Here is a 19,700-nt window from a genome sequence, read left to right on the forward strand (position 1 = left end):
GAAACTTATGGACTGTCTGCTGCAGGGCGCGACTGCAATCTGAAAGTTGTGAACTGTCTGCTGCAGGACGGGAATGCCATGTGAAAGTTAAGAAGTGTCAGCTGCAGGGCCGGGATGGAATCTGAAAGTTGGTAATTATCAGCTGCGGGAAGGTGCATTGACGGTGTACTGTTTTTCCGTTCCTGCAAAAATATTTTCGTCGAGCCTAACACATTCCTTCCATTGAGGTTGGCTCCCACCTCTAGCCCAAAAACCCACCCAGGTTCCGCGGACTTTTCCTTTTTGCGGTGATTTACACAGTATGAGGCAAAACTTTCGGAGCCCAAGACGGAGGGAACGATGACAGACAGAGTCCATTACCTGGATGGAGAAAGGCGGCCGCCCTTCTCTAGCCGGTAACGTGCCGGCCCCAGCTTGTTCACGCGGCTATAACCGTTAACTTTTATTTGAGATTTGAGAATCAATCATATGGCAAAAATAGCAGGAATATTGATCCGGGCTGTATTGGCGATCTCCCGTATTCGCGACGCGGTGTTTGTGGTGCGTCTGTACAAAGTGTATGAGGGGTTACTGAACAATCCGGCGTTTACTACCCCACTGGTCGATCTGGCGGCATTCAAAGCCCAAATCGACTCCTACTCCGCTTCGGTAACCGGAGCGCTCGACGGGGGCAAAGCCGCCATCGCCGAGCGGGATAAGCAACGCGCAGACGTGGCAGTCATGTATGACCAGCTCGGACATTACGTCGAGGCGGCCTGCAAGAACGACATGAGCGCGTTTGTATCGAGCGGTTTCGTCCCGGCGGCGCCGAAGCAACGGTCGGCGCCGCAGCCGACGGAGGTGCCCTCGATCAATGTCAAGCTGGGCGTCTCCCGCCAGTTGCTGGCACAGATCAAGTCGGTCGCTAAGGCGCGTAACTACAAACTCCGTTTCACCGCGATGCCGCCGGACGGAACGGTGCCTGGTCCGACGGCGGCCTGGACCGAAGTCATGGTTCCGACGACCCGTCCGGCTACGCCCTTCAACGATCTGACGCCCGGAACGATCTACGTGTTCCAGGTGCAGGCATACGGAAACCTGGGTTACTCCGCCTGGAGCGATCCGGTAAGCCGGATGTGCAACTAGACCGCTGAGCGCACGGGGCGGAGGCGCGGGTTTGTGCTGCGCTTTCGCCCCGTGCCGCCTGGCCAACAGTGGTCGTTCCGGCGCCGGTGGTCGCTGAGGTAATCGTCTCACGATATCACCATTCCTGCAGCAGAAGTGGCACGCGATCTGCACCCTCAAACAATGAGTAACTTTTGGGAGGAGAAGCATGCAAGTTTGGCAAATCGGTGTACTTGCCGTGGTTATCGTCCTTCTCGTTCTGGCAATCGCATGGGCCGTCCGCAACAGGCAGCGCAGTCAACATCTGCGCACCCGCTTCGGTTCCGAATATGACCGTACGGTTGTCGAATTGGGCGACAGACGGAGGGCTGAATCTGAACTGATGCGCCGCGAGGAGCGCGTGCAACACATGAATATTCACCCGTTGAATATCGTGGAGCGCCAAAAATTCCTCGACCAGTGGATAACGTGCCAATCGCTGTTCGTCGATGATCCCGGGCGCGCCGTCGAAGAGGCAGATCGGCTTTTGACCGATGTCATGCGGGTTCGGGGATATTCCATTGACAACTCTCATGACCGGATTCGGGATGTTTGCCTTACCTATCCTCGTCATGCCGAGAACTATCGCCGCGCCGACGAAGTTATTGCCAGGCACCGCCGTGGTCAGGCTAGTACCGAGGAACTAAGGAGCGTTTTCATTCATTACAGAGCCTTATTTGACGAAATCTTGGGAGGACGAGATGAGGAACTTAAACGAGCCTCGTAGAGACGATCTGGTCGAAAGTCAGCCCGAAGGGCGGGTTATTTCGATGGAGAACCGGCGCGCCGCAAGGTCGACGGAGCAAACCCCGCTCATATCATCGCCTCAGATGGAGGATCTGCGATCCCGCTGGACCGCAATTCAGGCGGGCTTCGTCGACGAACCCAGCAAAGCCGTACAGGAAGCGGATGCACTGGTCTCTGCAGCAATCAAACAGATCGAAGAGTCGTTTCGCGGCCAGCGATCGCAGATCGAGAAAGTCGTCGGGCAAGGCTCCGAAACATCAACTGAGGATCTTCGGATGATGCTGCAGCGGTACCGGGCATTGTTCGACCGGTTGTTGTCGATATGAAAAAAGAAAAAGTCGATCCGAAGCATCCGCCGCTGAAGGACCTGCAAGGGCATACATATCAGCACGAACTCGGCGATCCGGACGCAGCTGAGAAGATAAATCGGATTATCGGCAGCAAAGGGAAGGCAAAAGGTACGCGGCCGGGGAGGCCGCGTACCGGCAAAGGATATAAATCCGCAGCATAATACGGAGGCTGGCTCACGCCTGACAAATATAGCCGCAGACGGCATACGTTTGTAACATTGGTAGTGGGTCAGTCTGCCCACGGTTACGAATGTAAACAATCAGAGATAAAGCTTCGCTCCGCACAAGCGAGCCGCGGAAACCAGCGGCTTATCGAGAGTCCAGAATTTTGCGTCATTGAGAATGCAAGACAGCAGGATATGGGCATCAACCCAACCAATCGCTTTGCCGAACATTCGCCGTCTTTCAATCCATTCCAGGATTTCGTGGTCGGTTGCCGAAGAGATCTGTGGAAGTCGTTGGAGGTCGTGAAGTGCTTGACTCGACCTTTGTGTTTTTTGTGCTTCTGCGGCTAATTTTCTTCAGTTAAATCCGCGATGGCGGCTAGAATTTGCACGCATGTATCCGCGGCCGGTCCTAATCGTCGTGTTCGTCCTGATGTTTGCATTTGCCGCCGATGCGCATCCGGTTCCGTTCAGCTATCTCGATCTGCAATTGCACGATACTTCGATCGATCTGACCCTCACCGTTCACATTTACGATCTGGCGCATGATCTTCAGGTCAATCCAATGGAGCGGTTGCTCGACGCGGCCTTTCTCAAGGAGCGCGAATCTGCGATCCAGCAGATTTTAGGTCCCCGGCTGATGCTGGAAGCGGATGGGCAATTGATTTCGCCCATGTGGCAGGAGCCGGAAATCATCGCAGACCGGCAATCGGTGCGATTTCACCTCGCATATATGTTGAAGAAGCCGCCGGGTATGGTATCCGTTTCAACGGTGATGTTCCCATACGACGAAAACCACCAGACGTTCGTGAATGTATACGAGAACGACGGGTTGACATCGCAGCTGATTCTCGATCACAACCACAGCCGCACGGAATACTACGCGGGCTCCCGGCAGGGTGTTTGGGCGGTGATCCGAAAGTTTGTGCCGGCCGGAATCCATCACATTCTGATTGGCCCCGATCATCTTTTGTTTCTCGTGGGCCTGCTGCTGATGGGTGGCTCGGCCCGCCGGCTCGCCGCGGTCGTGACCTCTTTCACGATCGCGCACAGCGTGACGTTATCCCTGGCGGCATTGAATATCCTGACTCCACCGGCGCGTTTCATCGAGCCCGCGATTGCGTTGAGCATCGTATGCGTCGGCGCGGACAACCTGCTTGCCCAGGGAGGGCGTGATGTGCGCGCATGGATCGCCTTCGCTTTCGGATTCATTCACGGATTCGGCTTCGCGAATGTTCTTCGTGAAATGGAATTGCCCGCGCGCGCCCTCGGCTGGTCGCTGTTCTCGTTCAATTTCGGCGTCGAGATCGGCCAGTTGCTCGTCGTGATTACAGTGGCTTCACTGTTTGCAGCGCTCCGTTCCCGCAGTGAATGGGCCAGGCGTCAACTTGTCTACGCCGGATCGATCGTAGTAATAGTTGCCGGCGCATTCTGGTTCGTTCAACGAGTCTTCTTTCCAGGAGGAATCTCATGAACAAAAGGGGAAGGAACACAAAAAGCACACAATAGAACACAAGAAGCATAAGAAAATCGATCTCTCGAATCCATTTCTTGTGCCTTTTGTGTCCTTCTTGTGCTTCTTGTGTGACGTTCCCGTATTATTTTTTCGGAGCTTCCTTGTCGAGTTCAGCCCACATCATCGTGACGTTGGCCCTGGTACCCGGGTTGCGTCCGGATAAGCCGGCGAAGTAATCCTTCCATTTCGCTCCCATCATCATTGGAATATCCATGATCGCCTGATCGAGCGTCTTGCCGTCCTTTTTCGCCTGGCGGGTTGCATTGGCGTAGGCCTGCATATACTGGCCGTACTCGATGAACTGTGCCCAGTTATCGGTCTGGCTGGTGTGGCCTCGGGTGATGACGTCGACATTCTTGATTCCGGCAGCGGCCTTGGCGATCGTTTGTCCCCATAACAGACCGCTTCCACCATTATCCGGATCGATGATCGGCGTGCCCGTTGCCGGATCGACGTCGCCGGCGGCCATCACTTTCTGATTCCTGAAAACGATGAATGCGTCGCCACCGGTGTGCGCAGGCCCAAAAAAATACAAGTCGATGGCATCAGGTCCTTCGAAGAGCGTCATCTTATCCTTGAACGTTTTGCCTGGAAGACCATGACGGTTCTCCGGCTTGTCGTCCTTGTACTGAGCCAGCTTCTTCATATAGCCAAGCGTATTTTCCTGGGCGACGACTTCCACTTTGTCGTCGAAGGCAAGGTTTCCGCCGACATGATCGTTATGCGTGTGCGTGTTGATAATGGTCGTGATCGGCTTGTCGGTGACCTTCTTGATGATGTCGATGATCGCCTGCCCGGACCCCGGATTCTTTGTGTCGACGACCACTACGCCGTGGTTCTGGGTGACGAATACGGTCGTCGTGGCGCCCGGGGCGACGCTTTGATTGAAGATCGGAATCTGATAGATCCCGGGCCGAACCCGTTCGATTTGCAGTTGGATGGGCGCGGCACCACGTCCGGAACCACGGCCGCCGCCGCTGCCACGGCCACCGCCACCGCCACGACCAGGTTCCTGCTGCGCAGCAACCATTACCGCGGCTCCAATAACAATAATGCCAACGAGGACGAATACGCGTCTCATAAACCGACCCTCCTCTTAAACCGTCGAAGCCTATCCTAGTCTTTATAGCTGGTCAAGCATGCGGGCCGCCTCGTGATGGGTATTTTCATTATGAACCGTCAGTTCTCCGGCGGCTTTTGTGCGCTGTTACGCCGGCAGTTCGACAACGGCGGGTAAACCGCACTATTTTTGCCCATCACTCTGATCGCCTTCGAGCGTCGACTCAGCCGTGTCCTCGTCCAGATTGAGGAAGTGATCGATAGTATCTGCGATCTGCCACGCTGCAGGAAGAGACCGTGATGGATCGACGGCGACTTCGAATTTCTGAAGGTCCTGATTGAACGTAAGGAGGTACCCCTCCGTCTCATTGGTTGCTTCGTCAGTGGTCATCTGTCTGATAACAACGCTGACGCCTGTGAGTGGGTAGTCCCTCATCGATTTCTCGAGTTTTTCCGCGAAGTGTTGCCACTTCCGGTCCGTCAGCGCTTCGGCAAGTTCAACATTATTCAAAGAGCGACCAGTCATATCTTAACGGATTTAACGTTCAAACGTTGCGCGAGCCGGGCAAGTGTCGACTTGAGGCAGGTGCAACTGTCCAGATGTCATGGCCAACCGAATAACGGCGCGATGGGACGCGACAACACCATTCCCGACCAGATTGCCGGAATGAAGCAACTGGCGCAAAAGTAGCCGTGGATCGATCTCGATCGCGACGGCATTTGGGGACATTCCGGCGGAGGCTTCGCCACCTCATCAAGACGAACAAGGATTTCGATCTACTGATGATCCCGAACGCGAACCCCGGCTACGGCAACGCATCCAATTACATGATGCGCCGCCGCTGGGACTATTTCGTGAAGTGGCTGATTGGCGTCGAACCGCCAAAGGAATACCGAATAGGCAACTGATATATCGCGCCTGCGGCTCCGGATTATTACTTGGCCGCGATAGGTTTTGCTTGCATCATTCAAGTGGAGGCCTGATGTCAGATTCTATGAAAGGAGTCGCGAGGACAACCCTGTTGCTCGGCATAGTCCACCTCATATCGCTGTCGGCCATCGCACAAGCGCCGCCGGGCGGCGCACCGAATACGTCCACAAGGGCCGTCTTGACCGGCGTGGTGGTTCGCTCCGGGACGGGCGAACCGATTCCGCGCGCACAAGTGACCATCAGCAGAGTTGCCGCTCCGATTCCAGGCGCCCCCACTGGAAGAACCGCCGGCCAGCGCGGCGTTGCGGTACAGCCGCCACAGCAGGACGCGACTCAATTTCGACAATCGACGTCGCAGCCCGCCGGGATTCCGTCGGTCACGACGGACGATAACGGACGGTTTGGAATAAAGGACGTCGAGCCCGGATCCTATCGGATCTACGCCGCTCGAAATGGTTTCATGAAACAGGAATATGGGCAGCGATCGCCGAATCGTCCTGGTCTGGTGGTGACAGTTCAACCCGGCCAACAATTGCAGGACCTCACCTTTCGGCTCTCGCCAGCCTCCACCATCACCGGACGCGTAACCGACGCGCTTACCGGTGACCCGCTGCCTGGCATTACCGTTCAGGCGATGCGATCCACCTACGATGCAAGCGGAAAGCGAACCCTGCAGGCCGCCGCATCGGATCGAACCAACGATCTGGGCGAGTACCGGCTGTATTGGATAAATCCTGGACGATACTTCGTCACTGCCACCGCCGCCCGATCCGGTTTCGACGCTTTGCTTGCCGCCACGTCACAAGCGGCCTCTTTTGCGCCCGCGCCGAGCCCCGCGGAAGCGCAACAGCAGCAGCAAGCGGCCGCGCTCTTTGGCCCGCCTCGCAGCGCAAATGAAATCGTCGATTCGGGCTATCCGCTCGCGTACTATCCCGGCACGCCGGAGGTTTCTCGAGCTTCCACGATCGACTTGCAACCCGGTGCTGAGACGCACGCCGATTTCAATTTGTCCAAGGGTGAAAAGTATCGCATCCGCGGACGAGCGATCGACGCAACCACCGGCCGGCCGCCGCGAGACGCTTCGCTATCGGTCTCCCCGAGAAACGCAACTGGGGGAGCCCCGGTAGACGCATTGTTTGGTGCGATCAGCGGAATGATTCAGGGCAACACCAAATACAACTCAGACACTGGAGAGTTTGAAATGCGTGATGTCGCTCCGGGGTCCTACTGGCTGCAAGCAATGGTTGCGAACTTTACTCCGGGCGCCGCCGGCGCAACTGTGACGTTTCCCAACACGGATGCCAATCCGCTGGCCAATTTACCTTTTAACACAACTCAGATTGCCGTGGACGTGTTCGGTGGTGATGTCGAGGGCCTGACATTGGCTGTATCGCCTGGTGTATCGATTCCCGGGCGCATTCGCGTTGAGGGAGTGAGCAACGCAAATCAGAATCCCCTCGCACTGATCACGCTCTCGCTTCAACCGAGCTCGGGAGGCGGTTCTATCCTGTCGGCTCTCGCGGGAAACCTCAAGCCCGCAGCCGACGGGACATTCACGATTCAGCGAGTCACACCCGGCGACTACAAACTCCTGGTAAGCGGGCTAAGTCCAAACACCTACGTCAGAGAAGCTCGCCTCGAGCAAGCGGACGCGCTGGAAGGCGTCACTATCGGCACTAGAGTGGACGGCATATTGGAAATCGTGTTGAGCCAAAACCCCGGCCAACTGGACGGAACCGTCCTCGGCGCCGATCTCAAGCCCGTCAGCGGCGTTCAGGCGGTACTGGTCCCGGAACGGCTGCGAAACCGGTTGGACCTCTACAAAACAGCCATCACGAATCCGGATGGGCGATTCACCATCCGGGGCCTGCCCCCCGGGGACTACAGGGTCCTGGCATGGGAAGACATCGAACCATTCGCGTACTTCGATCCTGAGGTTTTGATGCAATACGACGGGCTCGGCAAAACGGTCCGCATCCAGGAGGGATCAAGTCAAACGGCTGAGGTCCGGATAATCCCGGCAGGTCAGTAAAGCAGTGGCGCTGTGAACGAGAATCAGCATTGGCGACATGGCTGCAAACTAAAGCCCCCCTTTTCCGAATAGAGGAAGCCGAACCTGCTAAGGCGCACTACGACGGGCTACGAGAAAAACGGCGGTCGAAACGACCCAGGAGGCGAAGGGAACTGCTAGAAACGCGAAGGCCGGCTGAGCCGGGCGCTTGAGCACGACGAATGCGTAGACAGCAACGGACGCCGCCGCAACTACGAGCGTCACCCCATAAAGAGCGGCCCGCAGCAATGCGGGCCACTGCCTCGACACAACGCAGGCCATGACAAGAGCAGCGAACGGCGCAAGATCCCACCCTGCAAAAAGAAACATCAGCAGGTTCATCCGATACCCTCCCACATGCAGCATCAGACCGAACGAGGCAATTGCAGCCACTGCAGCTAAGACAAGCGTCAGCTGACGCAAGGTATCGAGTCCTCGGGCCGGCATCATTTCCCTCCTCGTGTCACTCCCTCAATCAGTAAGTACTTTACATCACAAAGTCCACTCTGATAGTTTTTAATAATTATGAAAGTTATACGAGCTCAAGTGATGGGGATGTGTTTCGGAGTCAAAGACGCTCTTTCCACCGTTATGACGATGGAGCTTCCTGAAAAAGCCACAGTTTACGGCCAATTGGTTCACAACCCCGAAGTGCTGCGAAAACTCAAGCTGCGCGGTTTTTCAATGCTCGACGAGACGAACCGCACGACCGCCGTTTTGACACCCAACGTGGTGATCACCGCTCATGGAGTGAGCGGCAAAGAGCAGCGGAGTCTGGAAGCATCCGGCAAAACCTTAATCGACACCACCTGCCCGCTCGTGAGACGGGTTCATCAGACTGCCAGGAGCCTGGAGGGACAAGGCTATTTTGTGGTTGTAGTCGGCAGGAAAGATCACGTTGAAGTCAAAGGGATAGTCGGTGATCTGGAACGATTCGCGGTGGTCGAACGGCCGGAAGACGTGATGCGTTACCCTGCCGGCCGCATCGCCGTCCTTTGCCAGACTACGACTCCGCCCTCGTCCCTGGAGGCATGTTTCGAAGCGATTTCGCGAAAGAACGCAGGCAAAGAAATCTCCTTATTCGACACCATTTGCGGGCCGACGCGAGAAAGACAAAACGCAGTGCAGGACCTTTTGAACAAAGTCCAAGCGCTTGTAGTAGTGGGAGGCAGGAATTCGAACAACTCCAGGCAGCTACGAGCGTTGGGAGAAAAGGCCGGCCTTCCCTGCTTTCAAGTCGAAAGCGCCGCCGATCTTCGGGAGGAATGGTTCGACGGGTTGGATACGATTGGGCTGACTGCGGGGACCTCCACGTTGGATCAGACCATCGATGAAGTTTACAGCGCGCTCATGTCCGTTCAAGGGCCTCAACCGATGAATCACGTATAAAGCTTGCAGGCGGCTGCGTTACACTTTCCCTCAACATTACCGCTACCGCTGCCGTTTGCAATATTGGTCATCACAGCGATCCTTACCGCGATTCCGTCCTCGCCAAAGACGACAAACTCGTTTTCAAAGCTATCAAAATGACTTTGACGTCTTTAAAAACCACTTTCAGAGTTATCAAAGTCACTTTGACAGCTTTGAAATCGATTTCATAGTTATCCACGCGACTTTCTTGATTCTTCGCGGCGCGAAAAAGACCTGAGATTCATAGGGAAGCCGATGCCTTGTGATTTCCAGCGCAGCAGAAGCTAATATACGCGACCCGCAAATAATGCAACATGCGCTTAGAATCAGCTGTATGGAAGTATCCGTCAATCAAATCATCCAGGCACTGTGGATTGCGATGTTCGCGATATGGTTTTTCACAGGCTTCAGCGTGAAGCAGACCGCGCAATCCCGCTCCGAGGGAATGTCGCGCATCGCTGTATACATTGTATGGATCGGGTGGTGGCTGCTGTTTGCGCACGGCTTCGGGCGCGATCCGCTCGCGAGGAGGATGTATCCGCCTTCGATGTCGATCGGCTGTATCGGGCTTGCGATTACGGCGGCAGGCCTTGTATTCGCGGTTCTGGCGCGGCTTTATATCGGTAAGAACTGGAGTCCCTTGATTCATGTGAAAGAAGGCCACGAACTGATCCAGTCGGGGCCGTACGCTGTTGTAAGGCACCCGATCTATTCGGGCCGACCAGTTCGGAGCACAATACGAAAGCTATCGGACGCGGGTGAAAGGCCTGATCCCGTTCGTGTGGTGAGGCCGTTGACCGGCTGCACCTGTTCCCTCAGGTTCTTCGGTTTGTTCCAGAAAACGTTGGAAAACCCGTTATGCGTGACGCAATATCCGGGTACGAGACCTCACCTTCTGAAGAGCCCGTACCGCGTGAACCAGATCTGGTAAAGCTCGTCGAGCCACCGTCGTCCCCACACGTCCCGTGTGACATCTGAGTGACTGGTGCTGGCAAAGCCCGCGCCGGGGAACAATCCTATTGCCGGCTGTTCTTTTTCCGAGCGGCTTCATCCAGCCGTTGCTTGACTTTCGCCTCCTCGCCGATTTCCTGTGGCTGAAAGTATTTTCGGCCTTTCAGTGAATCCGGAAGGCAGTCCATGTCGGCGACTTTGTCCGCGAGATCATGGGCGTATTGATAGCCCTTGCCATAGCCGAGGCCTTTCATCAGACCGGTCGGGGCGTTGCGAATGTGCAGGGGGACGGGATCGTTGCGGGTGTTCTCGACGTCCTCGACAACGGCTCCATATGCGGCATAAACCGAATTGGATTTCGGCGCGGCCGCCAGATAGATCACGCATTGCGCCAGAGCCAGCTTGCCCTCGGGCAGTCCGATGAAATTGAAGGCTTCCTTGGCGTCCAGCGCGATCCGCAGGGCGCGCGGATCGGCAAGGCCGATGTCTTCAGAAGCAAATCGAACCAGCCTTCGCGCGACGTAGAGCGGGTCCTCCCCGGCTTCCAGCATGCGGGCGAGCCAATATAAAGCCGCGTCGGCATCGGAATTTCGCAGGGACTTATGGAGGGCGGAAATGATGTTGTAGTGCTCTTCACCGGTCTTGTCGTAGAGCAGCGTCTTCTGTGAAGCCTGTTCGATTGTTTCTTTCGTAATCTGCTGTCCGGCTGCGGTTCCCTGAACGGCGAGGTCGAGGATGTTCAGCGCCGTACGGGCGTCACCATTGGCGAGCGACGCGATCGCGCGAATGGACGCTTCATCAATGTTGAACTTCTCGCGTAAGACTGCCCGGCGCAGCAGCAGGATGATATCGTCGTCGCTTAACGCCTTGAGTACGAACACCCGCGTGCGTGACAACAATGCAGAGATGACTTCGAAGGAAGGATTCTCCGTCGTCGCGCCGATAAGAGTGATGTTCCCATGTTCGACGTGTGGCAGAAAAGCATCCTGTTGCGCTTTGTTGAAGCGATGAATCTCGTCGACGAAAACAATCGTCCGGCGGCCGGTTCGCCGGGCGCGTTCCGCAGCCGCCATGATCTCCTTGATTTCTTTAATGCCGGCGAGAACCGCGCTGAAATGAACGAAGGTCGATTTCGTCATTCGGGCAATGATGCGGGCGAGAGTCGTCTTGCCCACGCCCGGCGGACCCCACAGGATCATGGATGGAACCTGGTCCCGATCGATTGCCGTGCGCAAAGGCTTGCCCGGATCGAGCAAGTGGCCCTGTCCGACAACGTCGTCCAGCGTTTGTGGGCGCAGGCGATCCGCCAGTGGCGCATCGGGAGGCACACCGGAAGGCTGGTTCTCTTCGAAAAGCGATCCACTCATTCTGAACGTCTCTGTTTTGAGGCTTCGTACAGGGTGACCGCTGCGGCGACAGCGGAGTTCAAGGATTCGACTGTGCGCTTTTGCGGAATCCGGAGCACAGTATCACAGGCGCTCATTTCATCCGGAGCGAGTCCGCCGCCCTCATTGCCGATGAGCATGGCTGATGGTTTTTTCCAGTCCCACTGCTCGATGGCGATTTCCGCGGCGGGCGAAGTGCCGACGATCGCAATCTGTCTTCGCCGCAGTTCTGCCGTCAGAGCTTCGAAGCCGATGCCAGCAACATGCGGCAGCCGGAACACACTTCCTGCGCTTGCGCGAACGGCTTTGCTGTTGTAAAAGCTGACCGTGCCTGGCGTGGCGGCGCATCCGGTCGCGCCAAAGGACTCCGCGATACGCAATATCGTCCCGACATTGCCGGGGTCCTGGAGCCGGGCAAGAACGACGATAAGGGCCGGAGATGCGCCCAAAAGACCATCGAAAGTGAATTCGCGGAGCCGTACGGTCGCAATGAGGCCCTGCGAGTGTTCCGTATCCTGGATCGACTTGAACAGATCCTGCGGGATTTCGTCGTGCATTTCCGCCACAATCCCGGGATTCTTCGTGCCTTCGCGAATGAACAGATCCACGATTTGCAGGCCGCTGCGCGAGGCCTCCTCCACTAGAATCGGGCCTTCTATCGGAAGGAGGCCGTCCGCGGTGAGTGTGCCGTGCTGGAAGGCCTTTCTCACCTCCACCAGCTTTCGATTGTGTTTCCCGATCTGCATCTTGAACCGTAGTACAATCCGCGCGTGAAGGTGCTTCGCGCCGAAACATTGCACGATCTTGATTACGATGAGATTGTAGCCCTCCTTCGCGGCGGCGGCATCATCGCTTTCCCAACCGACACGGCATATGGGCTCGGCGTCGACCCGTTCAACGAAGGGGCGGTTGACCGGCTGTTCCGGATCAAAGGCCGTCCTGAGACCAAACCTATCCTGCTGGTCATTGATTCGATCGCCATGGCAGAATCAATAGGCCGCCCTACCGGGATATTTCATGCTGTGGCAAAGAGGTTCTGGCCTGGTCCTCTTACAATGGTTATCGAGTCGCAGCTTCATGTTCCCATGAACATTACAGCGGGAACCAATACGATCGGATTGCGATGGCCCTCAGCGCACTTCGCCGCCAATTTGCTGGCGCGCTTTGGAATGCCGATCACGGCCACAAGCGCCAACAGGGCGGGTGAGCCTTCGGCCATCACGGCAGCCGAAATCCAATCGCAGTTCGCGGACGGCCTGGACGCGGTGATCGACGGCGGCGTGCTGCCCGTCCGCGGCGGATCAACTCTATTGGATTTGACCATCGATCCGCCGGTGCTGCTCAGGGAAGGGCCCATTACATTTGAAACTCTTCACGAGTTTTTCAACGGCCGAATCCGGAGACCGGTCGCATGATCCCGCGGGTCTTCAAATGGGGCACGCTCGTGGCTCTTGCCATATTGATCGGCCTGCTGGGTTACGGCGCCTATCTCTACGGACAGATTCGCGATTGGGCCGTGCGAGATGAAGCGCATCCTGCAGACGCCATCGTTATTCTGGGCGCCGCTCAATACAACGGTCACCCGTCCCCGGTTCTCAAGGCGCGCCTGGATCATGCCTTTGACCTCTATCGGCGCGGCTTTGCCCAGACCATTATCACAACCGGGAGTTATGGACCCGATCCGAACTTCTCGGAAGCTCAGGTCAGCACGAGGTATCTCGTTCAGCGCGGCGTCGACATGGCCAACATCATCACGGAACAGGCAAGCGGCACGACCTACGACACCATCCAGGCAGCGTCGGCTCTGTTGAAGGCAAAAGGGTGGAAAACCGCGCTTGTCGTCAGTGACGGTTTTCACCTCTATCGCGCGAACAGGATGTTCACCGACAACGGCATTGTCACCTACACTTCTCCCGCACCCAACAGTCCCATCGAAGTTGAAGCGTCGCAGCGTTTCTGGCACAGCTTGCGGGAAGTCGTGCTGTTTTCCGCCTACCGCTGGATGGATCTATATATTCATTCCTAATTCAGCATGGCCACGAACGGTTCCAGGCCTTCGCCGCGTAATTGATTTTCGAGTTCTTTTGCCGCATGTATAGTCGGCAGGTGGCCGACACGGACCCGGTAACGAAGGTATCCTGGCGCCGCAGTTTCCAAGGTATCGACGAAAACATCGGGATATTCCTTGCTCAATTCCATGGCGTAAGCGCCTGCTCTGGCTTCAGTTCTGAAAGCGGCGGCCTGTACCGTATATTGAGCGGTTTGGAGGTCTGCTTTCCTTGGCGCCGGCGCGACTGCGGATCGAACGGGCGGCTGGACGACGCGGACCACTGAAGACGGAACCGGAACGTCGAAAACCCGCACGAGATGCGGAGTGAGGACGACGACCAACTCCGGCTGATCCTCATTTGCCGGCGAGAAAAGATAGCTGAAGACGGGGCTTTGGTGCAGCGTTCCGATTCTCGACAACTGCTGAGTGTCCATCTCCGTAATGAATCCGCCGGCAGCGACGCTGGCCCCTTCCGCCGTCGTGATTTCATGCCGGATCGCCTGTCCCGATATCGGGGACGCCGATTCAGCCCCGTCGGCTCCGAGGTTCCGTATCTTCGCCTGGCTGATAAGCGTCATCGCGATCTCGCGTTTGAGGCTGACTCGCGTCAACAAGCGAAAATCGAATCCGACATCGAGCCGCTGAGATTCTGCTGATGACTGAGTGGATGCGACACGCGAACTGATGCGGAACTCTGCCGGAGTTTCGCCGACGGTCGTCAGCTGAAAGCTTTGCAGCAGTCTTAATCGGGGACCAGGTATTAAGGCCTTTAGTGAACTTTCCGAAATATTGATGATGAAATCCGACTCGAGCCGTTCAGCAGAGACGGCTCGCGCCGGGATCCCGAGTTCCTTCAACCGGCTCCGATTCACTTCGAACACTCTTGCTTCGGTTCGAACTTCCGCCGCCTGGGCGGCCTGCGCCATTGCGCGTTCCCCGCTGCAGAGGACGAGGCCGATAACGATCGCTATTCGAATCATACGATTCGAGACAGTGTAGTGCATAGTTGTGTGTTGGAAGATAGATCCCTCATCATTTTATGCGGACGCCGGTAAGAAATCTCCAGTTGGCATCCGGAGCGACTGTCACTCCGTCGATCCGCTTGTTGTAGACACAAACGTTGTTCCGGTAGAAAAGACTGACGTACGGCAAGTCTTCCGCGACGATGCGCTGAATCTCCTGATAGGCGGCCTTGCGCTTTTCCAAATCGAGCTCTTTCCGGCCGAAGTCGATCAATTCATCGACCCGGGGGTTCGAGTAATGGCCGCGATTCGCGCCTTTCATCGGAATCATGGCCGATGCGAACACGAGATTCAGAAAGTCGGGATCGTCGTTTCCGCCCACCCAGCGCGCCGAATACAGCTGGAAGTTGCCGGCGACCGCATCCGCAAAGAATGTGGCGGTCTCCGTCGCGCGGATATCGAGGGCAATTCCAACCGCGCCGAGCTGCTGTTGAAAAGCGGCGGCCATCAGCCGCGTCATGTCCTCGTTCGGCGTGCGATAGGTAAGGGAAAGATGCTCGTAGCCGGCCTCTTTCAGCAGGCTCCGCGCGCGTCCCGGATCGTAAGGATACTGTTTCACGCCGGGTTCATAGGCCCAGTTTTCGGGTGGCAGAACGCCGGTCGCGGGCCGCGCCTCGCCGCGCCAGATGTACTTGATCAGAGCGTCCCGGTCGATGGCGTATGCAATGGCCTGCCGGACGCGGATATCGCGTAACAGCGGATCGGTCAGCTTGAATGCGATGTACTGGTAATTCGTGCCTTCCGCTTCCATGACGACAAGGTTGTGATCTTTCTTTACGGTCTCGTCCATATCGGGTGTCAGGACATTCAGTGCGATGTCGACCGATCCCTTCCGGAGTTCCAGCGCGGAAACCACGGCTTCTGGAATGATCTTGAATCGCAGCATCGACACGCCGGCCTTTGTTCCGAAATAGTTTTCGTTGCGCCGGAGCAGTATTTCCTGATCCTGAAAATAGTGCACGAACGCGAATGGGCCGCTGCCGATCGGGTGACGGCTGAAGTCCGGTCCTGAGCCATCCGGAATAATTCCGATCGCGCCATCTGCCAGATTCCACACGAAAGGCGCGAATACTTCTTTCAATTTGAAGACAACGGTGTAGGGATCCGGACCATCTACAGCGGCGATTCGTTCGTATGTTCCCAGTTTGGATGTCTGCACGCTTCGATCGAGGATGCTTCGAAAGGTGAAGACCACGTCCTTCGAAGTGAGCGGGCGTCCATCATGAAAGAACACATTGTGGCGCAGGTGAAAAATGTAGGTCCTGGGATCGGGTATGTCCCAGCTTTCGGCGACGTCCGGCTGGATCGCAAAGTGTTCGTCTTTCTTGACCAGGGAACTGAAGATGATTTGAAAGAATCGTTCTGAGCTGGCATCGACACCGATACGCGGGTCGAGATTGGTCGGCGACTGGTCCAGGGCTATGGTGATGACGTCGATTCCCGCCGATTTCTCACCGGTGCAGGCGGGAATAAAAATGGAACACAAGAGGCACAAGAAAACGAAAAAGCTCGTTCTTGTGGTTCCTGTGCCTCTTGTATTCCGTCCCCTTTCGGGCATCCGGGGGATTATACAGATACAGCGCGGGCGCTAACTTCGACGGTGGACTTGCGGAGTCTTTCGATCTGGCGCGTGATGCGCGCCTTGAGGTGGGCGCGATAGCGGAGCGGCACAAACTCGATTTGCGCCTTCAGGCCGAGAATGCGTTCGACCGATTCATCGACGCGCTGCCGGAGCGCTGCACTGCGGCGGACTTCGCTCAGGATCGTTTTGAAGGCTTTTTCGACGAGAGGTGTTGTCTGGGAGAACAGCAGCAGGTCGTTTCCGGCTTCGAAAGCCTTGAGAAATAATTCCGGAGTGAGCCCGATACTCGTTACGGCGCCCATCGTCAGATCGTCTGTAATCGTCAATCCGCTATAGCCGAGCTTCTTGCGGAGGAACCCCTCAACAACCTTCGACGACAAGGACGCGGGCACCGGTTTTTCATCCCCGAGTGCCGGGAAATGCGCATGAGCAATCATGATCATCTGGGTTTGGCCGAAGACGCTGACGAAAGGTGCGGCATCCGCCTGCTGGATTTGCCGGCGTGTGCGTTCGATGCGCGGCAACGCGAAGTGAGAATCGATTGTTGCCGATCCCAGACCAGGAAAGTGCTTGACGCATGAGAGAATGCCCCGTTTGGAAAGCTCCTCGACGAATGCGTTCCCAAAGCGCACGACCTCTGAAGGATCCAGGGCGAGAGTTCGTTCTGCCAGCACGGAACCCGGATAACGCAGATCGAGAACCGGCGCAAAATCCACATTGAATCCCGTGGCCTCGAGCTCCGCAGCAATCACCCGAGCGCCAAGCCGCAATTGCGCCATGCCCGTGGCCGCCAATTCCGGCATCGAGGGAATGGGCGCAAAGATCTGCTTCAGGCGATCGACCCGGCCGCCCTCATGATCGATCGTGAGCAGCGGCGGACATGCCGGCAGGGACCGCAAACCTACTGTTAAATCATAGATTTGGTCGAAGCTCTCGATGTTCCGCTGAAACAGATGGAAGCCGCCCGGCTGAATGTAGTCGAGCAGGGCAGAGGTCTCCTGATCGGGCTGATGTCCCTGAAATCCAAGGACAAACAGCTGCCCTATCTTCTGTTCCAGCGTGAGGCGTTGCGCATCCCGCATTTTATTACTGGCTGCGCGCTACCGCGCTTGCATTCGCTCCGCTCATTAACTACTCGGCCTTCTTTCGGAGTTCCGACAAAAACCGCAATGCTTCAAGTGGCGTCATGCTATCAAGATCCAACGAACGCACAGCATTCCGCAGCTCTTCTTCGAGCGCTGTGAAGAGTGACATCTGGTTGACGACTATTTTGGGCTTTCGCCTGGCACGAACCGTGAGATTATCGGACAACTGGTGTTCATTTTCCTCATGTTTTTTAAGGATTTCTCTGGCCCGTTGGGTTACCGGGCCTGGAATTCCCGCTAACTTCGCAACTTCAATGCCATAACTGCGGTCCGCAGCCCCAGGTTCCACAGCCCTCAGGAAAACAATCCGGTTTTCCGCTTCCTTGACAGTGACATGATAGTTTTTGATCCCGGACAGCAAATCCGCAAGTTCCGTAAGCTCATGATAATGCGTGGCGAAAATCGTCTTGGCGCGGATGCGGGACTGAATATGTTCGATCACCGCCCAGGCGATGGACAGTCCGTCGAAAGTCGCTGTGCCACGGCCGATCTCGTCGAGAATGATGAGGCTGCGGGGAGTCGCGGAATTCAGGATAATAGCGGTTTCCGTCATCTCGACCATGAAGGTCGAGCGCCCGCGCGCGAGATTGTCGGACGCTCCAATGCGGGTGAAGATCCGGTCCACAATGGGAAATCGCATCAACTGCGCAGGCACAAACGATCCGGTCTGAGCGAGGATCACCAGCAGCGCGTTCTGACGCAGAAATGTCGATTTGCCCCCCATGTTCGGCCCGGTCACGATCAAAATCTGGTCGGTCGAGTCGTTCATAAAGAGATCATTCGGGACGAATCGATCGGCCCGATGTTGCTCGGCAAGCGCTTCGATCACGGGATGGCGGCCTTTGCTGATGACAAGTTCGTCACTGTGTGAGATCTGCGGCCGCGTATATCCGAAACGCTGCGCGGCAGCTGCAAACGAGGCCAGAACGTCGAATTCGGAAATGATGGAGGCGGACTGGCGAATGCGCCTGGCCTCATCCGAGATTCGAGTCCGGATCTCCTGGAACAGATTCTTCTCGATTTCGAGAATGCGTTCTTCCGCCGTCAGGATTTTCTCTTCGTATTCTTTCAACTCGGGGGTTACAAAACGCTCGGCGCCGACCAGCGTCTGTTTCCGGTCGTAGTCCTTTGGAACCAGGTGAAGATTGGCCTTCGAGATTTCGATGTAGTATCCGAAGACTCGATTGAAGCGGACCTTCAGCGATCCGATTCCGGTGCGCTCGCGTTCACGCGTTTCGACGGCAGCGAGATAGGTTTTGCTGTTTTTAGAGAGCGAGCGCAGTTCATCGAGTGCCGCATGATAGCCATCCCGGATCACTCCGCCGTCGGCGAGCGCAAATGGAGGCTCATCGCTGATCGACGTATTCAGGAGGTCCGCGATATCGGCTAATAGATCAAACCGGTTGAATAGATCCGCGAACCGCGGCGCTTTCAGCCGGCCCAGAGCGGCCGCAATCGACGGCAGCCGAACGAGCGAAGCCCGCAGCGACGCCAGTTCGCGCGGGCCTGCGGTGCCGACGGTGATTTTTCCCAACAGCCGTTCGAGGTCGAATACACCCTCGAAGGACGTGCAGGTTTCTTCAAGCAGCACGGCGGAACCTGTGAGTTCTCCGACGGCATCGAAGCGCGATTCGATATCGGCGGCGTCCAGCGAAGGCCGGACGAGCCAGCTGCGGAGCAGGCGCGCTCCCATCCCGGTTCGGGTCCGGTTGACCACGCCGAGCAGCGTGTCTTTCGTGTCCCCCGCGGACGATTCGAAGAGCTCCAGATTGCGAATCGTCGCAGCGTCGAGCATCAGATAGTTCGCCGTCTCGGAATAACTGAGTCCGGTAATGTGTTCGAGAGAGGTTTTCTGCGTTTGTTTGACGTAATGAATCAGCGCGCCGGATGCGCCGACCGCGGCGGATTTGCCGTCGAGGCCAAAACCATCGAGCGTCGCCGTTCCGAATTGTTCCCGTAAGACGCGGGCGGCGTAATCCGAATCGAACAACCAGTCGTCCAGCGGACTTTTCGCCATGTTGCCGTTGAGCCGCCCGGCCGATTCCTTCAATTTTTCGGGAAACAGAACTTCACGCGGCGAGAAATGTTCGATGTCGAGCAGGAGCCGGTTCCAGCGGTCGGCGCCGGCGAACTGGGACGCCCGTAATTCACCGGTCGAGATATCCAGGAACGCGCAGCCCAGTTGCTCGTCGCCG

The 19,700-nt window shown here is 56.6% G+C and carries 19 protein-coding genes and 1 pseudogene; 11 read left to right on the plus strand and 9 right to left on the minus strand.

Annotation, left to right across the window (positions count from 1 at the left end; all coding sequences use genetic code 11):
- The first annotated feature begins 468 nt into the window (after positions 1-468).
- The 5 genes from VGK48_26370 to VGK48_26390 all read left to right on the plus strand — a co-directional run bounded on the left by VGK48_26370 (position 469) and on the right by VGK48_26390 (position 3,878).
- Positions 469-1,125, plus strand: a complete 657-nt coding sequence (locus tag VGK48_26370) for a fibronectin type III domain-containing protein (GenBank protein HEY2384717.1) — start codon at positions 469-471, stop codon at positions 1,123-1,125.
- Between the two features lie 187 nt (positions 1,126-1,312).
- Positions 1,313-1,870 carry a hypothetical protein gene (locus VGK48_26375; GenBank protein ID HEY2384718.1) on the plus strand — a complete coding sequence of 186 codons (558 nt, stop codon included), beginning with the start codon at positions 1,313-1,315 and terminating at the stop codon, positions 1,868-1,870.
- The gene (locus VGK48_26380; protein HEY2384719.1) at positions 1,845-2,216 is read left to right on the plus strand and encodes a hypothetical protein; all 372 of its coding nucleotides are present in this window, start codon (positions 1,845-1,847) and stop codon (positions 2,214-2,216) included. The genes VGK48_26375 and VGK48_26380 overlap by 26 nt, the downstream gene beginning before the upstream one ends.
- A complete protein-coding gene (locus VGK48_26385) occupies positions 2,213-2,401 on the plus strand; it encodes a hypothetical protein (protein HEY2384720.1) in 189 nt (62 codons plus the stop codon). The genes VGK48_26380 and VGK48_26385 overlap by 4 nt, the downstream gene beginning before the upstream one ends.
- A gap of 397 nt (positions 2,402-2,798) precedes the next feature.
- Positions 2,799-3,878, plus strand: a complete 1,080-nt coding sequence (locus VGK48_26390) for a HupE/UreJ family protein (GenBank protein HEY2384721.1) — start codon at positions 2,799-2,801, stop codon at positions 3,876-3,878.
- A gap of 124 nt (positions 3,879-4,002) precedes the next feature.
- On the opposite strand, the gene VGK48_26395 is transcribed toward VGK48_26390, so the two are convergent.
- Both VGK48_26395 and VGK48_26400 read right to left on the minus strand, forming a co-directional pair.
- The gene (locus VGK48_26395; protein HEY2384722.1) at positions 4,003-5,001 is read right to left on the minus strand and encodes an MBL fold metallo-hydrolase; all 999 of its coding nucleotides are present in this window, start codon (positions 4,999-5,001) and stop codon (positions 4,003-4,005) included.
- A gap of 162 nt (positions 5,002-5,163) precedes the next feature.
- The gene (locus tag VGK48_26400; GenBank protein ID HEY2384723.1) at positions 5,164-5,505 is read right to left on the minus strand and encodes a hypothetical protein; all 342 of its coding nucleotides are present in this window, start codon (positions 5,503-5,505) and stop codon (positions 5,164-5,166) included.
- Between the two features lie 102 nt (positions 5,506-5,607).
- Here VGK48_26400 and VGK48_26405 point away from each other — a divergent pair.
- Together VGK48_26405 and VGK48_26410 are read left to right on the plus strand one after the other, a co-directional pair.
- Positions 5,608-5,888: pseudogene (locus VGK48_26405) on the plus strand (prolyl oligopeptidase family serine peptidase).
- A 74-nt stretch (positions 5,889-5,962) separates the two neighbouring features.
- The gene (locus VGK48_26410; protein ID HEY2384724.1) at positions 5,963-7,942 is read left to right on the plus strand and encodes a carboxypeptidase-like regulatory domain-containing protein; all 1,980 of its coding nucleotides are present in this window, start codon (positions 5,963-5,965) and stop codon (positions 7,940-7,942) included.
- A gap of 87 nt (positions 7,943-8,029) precedes the next feature.
- Here the strand turns inward: VGK48_26410 and VGK48_26415 are convergent, their stop codons facing one another.
- Positions 8,030-8,410 carry a hypothetical protein gene (locus VGK48_26415; protein HEY2384725.1) on the minus strand — a complete coding sequence of 127 codons (381 nt, stop codon included), beginning with the start codon at positions 8,408-8,410 and terminating at the stop codon, positions 8,030-8,032.
- A 75-nt stretch (positions 8,411-8,485) separates the two neighbouring features.
- On the opposite strand from VGK48_26415, the gene ispH reads away from it, so the two are divergent.
- On the plus strand, positions 8,486-9,349 hold the full coding sequence (gene ispH / locus VGK48_26420) for a 4-hydroxy-3-methylbut-2-enyl diphosphate reductase (GenBank protein HEY2384726.1): 864 nt from the start codon (positions 8,486-8,488) through the stop codon (positions 9,347-9,349).
- Positions 9,350-9,704: 355 nt separating this feature from the next.
- A complete protein-coding gene (locus tag VGK48_26425) occupies positions 9,705-10,301 on the plus strand; it encodes an isoprenylcysteine carboxylmethyltransferase family protein (GenBank protein HEY2384727.1) in 597 nt (198 codons plus the stop codon).
- An 85-nt stretch (positions 10,302-10,386) separates the two neighbouring features.
- Here VGK48_26425 and VGK48_26430 read toward each other — a convergent pair whose 3' ends face one another.
- Positions 10,387-11,688, minus strand: coding sequence for a replication-associated recombination protein A (locus tag VGK48_26430; GenBank protein ID HEY2384728.1), 1,302 nt, complete (start codon positions 11,686-11,688; stop codon positions 10,387-10,389).
- Complete coding sequence (locus tag VGK48_26435) at positions 11,685-12,452, minus strand: RNA methyltransferase (GenBank protein HEY2384729.1); 768 nt, start codon at positions 12,450-12,452, stop codon at positions 11,685-11,687. Before VGK48_26435 ends, VGK48_26430 begins: the two co-directional genes overlap by 4 nt.
- Before the next feature lie 24 nt (positions 12,453-12,476).
- Here VGK48_26435 and VGK48_26440 point away from each other — a divergent pair, with 24 nt between their 5' ends.
- A complete protein-coding gene (locus VGK48_26440; GenBank protein HEY2384730.1) occupies positions 12,477-13,121 on the plus strand; it encodes an L-threonylcarbamoyladenylate synthase in 645 nt (214 codons plus the stop codon).
- Positions 13,118-13,732, plus strand: coding sequence for a YdcF family protein (locus tag VGK48_26445; GenBank protein HEY2384731.1), 615 nt, complete (start codon positions 13,118-13,120; stop codon positions 13,730-13,732). Before VGK48_26440 ends, VGK48_26445 begins: the two co-directional genes overlap by 4 nt.
- Here the strand turns inward: VGK48_26445 and VGK48_26450 are convergent.
- The 4 genes from VGK48_26450 to mutS form a co-directional block, all read right to left on the minus strand.
- A complete protein-coding gene (locus VGK48_26450; GenBank protein HEY2384732.1) occupies positions 13,729-14,736 on the minus strand; it encodes an SPOR domain-containing protein in 1,008 nt (335 codons plus the stop codon). The two genes, VGK48_26445 and VGK48_26450, sit on opposite strands and share 4 nt — an antisense overlap.
- 52 nt (positions 14,737-14,788) lie before the next feature.
- Positions 14,789-16,264, minus strand: coding sequence for an ABC transporter substrate-binding protein (locus VGK48_26455; protein ID HEY2384733.1), 1,476 nt, complete (start codon positions 16,262-16,264; stop codon positions 14,789-14,791).
- An 80-nt stretch (positions 16,265-16,344) separates the two neighbouring features.
- Complete coding sequence (locus VGK48_26460; protein HEY2384734.1) at positions 16,345-17,442, minus strand: glycoside hydrolase family 3 N-terminal domain-containing protein; 1,098 nt, start codon at positions 17,440-17,442, stop codon at positions 16,345-16,347.
- Between the two features lie 49 nt (positions 17,443-17,491).
- Positions 17,492-19,700: DNA mismatch repair protein MutS (mutS, locus tag VGK48_26465; protein ID HEY2384735.1), on the minus strand; the 2,209-nt coding region annotated here is incomplete at its 5' end.

The organism is Terriglobia bacterium, from assembly GCA_036496425.1.
Taxonomy (GTDB): Bacteria; Acidobacteriota; Terriglobia; order 20CM-2-55-15; family 20CM-2-55-15; genus 20CM-2-55-15.